3 protein-coding genes are annotated in these 2,755 nt (G+C 47.4%); 2 read left to right on the top strand and 1 reads right to left on the bottom strand.

Annotation, left to right across the window (positions count from 1 at the left end):
• Positions 1-547 (top strand): aminotransferase class I/II-fold pyridoxal phosphate-dependent enzyme (locus HKN79_06530; protein ID NNC83215.1); only part of this gene is annotated, 547 nt, incomplete at its 5' end.
• Positions 547-948, top strand: coding sequence for a bacillithiol system redox-active protein YtxJ (gene ytxJ / locus HKN79_06525; GenBank protein ID NNC83214.1), 402 nt, complete (start codon positions 547-549; stop codon positions 946-948). The genes HKN79_06530 and ytxJ, both read left to right, overlap by 1 nt.
• Here ytxJ and HKN79_06520 read toward each other — a convergent pair.
• A partial coding sequence (locus tag HKN79_06520) for a gliding motility-associated C-terminal domain-containing protein (GenBank protein ID NNC83213.1) occupies positions 932-2,755 on the bottom strand: 1,824 nt, incomplete at its 5' end. The two genes, ytxJ and HKN79_06520, sit on opposite strands and share 17 nt — an antisense overlap.

The following is a 2,755-nucleotide window of genomic DNA, read 5'->3' as shown; positions in this document are numbered from 1 at the left end:
TCTGAAATTGAATGAGATCCAAGATAATGTTATCGTGATCGATTCTGTGTCGAAGCGTTATAGTATGTGCGGAGCCCGGGTCGGTGCATTGGTCACTAAGAACAAGACAGTATTGGATGCTGTGATGAAATTTGCTCAGGCCAGATTGAGTCCTCCTACACTAGGCCAGATCGCGGGAGAATTCGCCTTGGACACTCCTCAGAGCTATTTTGATGAAGTGAATAGAGAGTATAACTTGAGAAGAAATGTACTGGTAGATGGACTGAATTCCATCCCTGGAGTGCTTTGCCCGAAACCAAAAGGTGCATTTTACTGTATGGCCCGACTGCCGATCGATGATTCGGACCGTTTTTGCCAATGGATACTAGAAAATTACCAGCTAGAAGGTAAGACGGTGATGATGGCGCCAGGATCGGGCTTTTATGCCAGCGAAGGAGCCGGTAAGAACGAAGTAAGATTAGCCTATGTCCTAAGACAGGAGGATCTCATCGAATCGGTACAGATCATCAGAGAGGCATTGCATGTATACCCAGGAAGAACAAATTGATGGGATTCTCACTATTTGGAAATAAGGATTCAACGGATTCAGACCGGTCCATTTGGGAAGGACTGAGATCAATGGATGCTCTGGAGACCCTTCTCAAGAATTCGGAAGCAAGGCCTCAGGTCATCTTCAAGCACAGTACACGATGTGGTATCAGTAGGCACGTGTTACGCAATTTCGAGAATGATTGGGATAGCAAAGAGAGTACAGAGGTGTACTTACTGGATCTACTCGCTTACCGAGAAATCTCAAATGCTATTGAATCTAGATTCGGAGTAGTACATCAAAGTCCTCAAGTGGTGGTGTTGTATGAAGGAAAACCAATTTTTCATGCTTCACATCAGTCCATCGATGCGCATGAGATAGGTCAACACATCAAGGCCATGGTCAACGGATCACGGTGACCATTCCCATGCGTTCTATCCTAGCTGTGGTCGAGGAGGAACGTGCCTTGACCCGCCATACGTAAACTCCATTCGCAACAAAGTAGTTCTGGTCGATGTTTCCTTGACCATTCCATTGAGTCGGATATTCGTTGGTCTCAAACACCACATTACCCCACCGGTCGAAGACCTGGAAGTTATACTCAATGGGCGAGAGGTCCTGTATCTCCAAATGAAAGATATCGTTGATACCGTCATCATTCGGAGAGAATGCACTCGGTACAAATAACTGGAATTCATCCATAATCTCGATATCCACCCGAGAAGAATCCGTGCAGCCTATGCTATCCGTGATGATCAACTGTACGGTGTAGATACCCGGTATGGTAGGAAAGAAAAAAGAAGGATGTTCCTCGGTGGAGGTGCCGACCGTATTCAACACTCCGAAGGTCCAATCGTTGAGTAGATTTCCTTCAGAGAAATTGGTGAACTGTATGAGTGGATCAAAGAGTCCTGTCCGCACGGGGTCGGCCGCAAATAACGCTTCAGGTGCAATTGGAGAGGCGACCAAGGCATCCATGCTGGCCTCGCAACCATTTCCATCTGCTATCACCACCTCATAGAAGCCACCGCAGAGCGAATTGTTGATACTGTCCATCTGGAAACTGTCGCCTCCATCAAAGCTGTAGGTCTCTGCCACCTGAGAATAGACTATCAATTGCCCATCACAGAATCCGAGGCAGGACTCGCGGTCGGAGGATATCGAATCGATGATCGGTGCAGGAGGCTGCCCCACAAAGAAATCCACAGTTGATGCACAATCATAGTTGTCTGAAACGGTCAACGTATAGTTTCCTGAGCATACATTGATGATCTGATCGGCAGTCAGACCTGGCGTCCCTTCTGAGAATTCATAAGTATAATCCGTTCCGGGTGCAATACTTCCACCACTGGCATCCACATTCACTTCGCCTGTACATTGACCAAAACAGAATGGTTCTGTTATCACTGGGTCTATCATGACCCCATCAAAGAAGGTGACCTCGATATCGGACGATGTTGGACAAGATTGGCCATCGAGGTCTGTCCAAGTCAAAGTATACGTGCCAGCCGTTCCGGCCGTTACCTGCGTATTGTGGACACTGGGATTTGCAAAGGTCACATCAGCACCTGCTGGAGCAGTCCATTCACCATTGGGGACCATGCTTCCTTCCAGACCATAGGACATTGCACAATCGGTGATATCCGTACCTGCAGATAAGGCACCTGACACCGTCAAGGTGATCTCATCGGTGAATCGGCAATCCGGATGGTTGGGCTGCCATACTTCGACAGTGAATGTGGTCGTTTCCACCAATCCACTGACTATAGGGCTTTGAGCAGCTGGATTATTCAGATTCTCGACCGGGGTCCAAGAATAATTCAATGGGGGTTCAGGTGGAAAGCAAAATGCCGTACCACTGTATGACAGTCCATTGGTGGGTTCAGTGCCGAACTCGCCATCTGAGAATACCACATCGCCATTGGCATTGAGCAGGATATATTCATTTTGAGCAGGTTCTTGATTCGAACCGATATCACCGGGCGTGTAGATGATCGATATGGTGGATTCGTGATTGACGGGTATTACAAAGCTATTGCTGACTCCATCAGCTGGCGTGAGCGTATAGAATGTGCTCACTCCATCGATTATCACTTCTACTTCACCATTGTTCCAGCCATTACCCCAGGTATCCAGTAATACCAATTCGTATTCACAATTGTCATCAGGATCCGAGTCCAAGAAGACATTGAGCTGAAATGGTTCCTCACATTGGATGTCCGTATC

The organism is Flavobacteriales bacterium, from assembly GCA_013001705.1.
GTDB lineage: Bacteria > Bacteroidota > Bacteroidia > Flavobacteriales_D > JABDKJ01 > JABDLZ01.
Note: the sequence above shows the minus strand (reverse complement) of the source record. Positions and strands in the feature narration are given on the sequence as shown.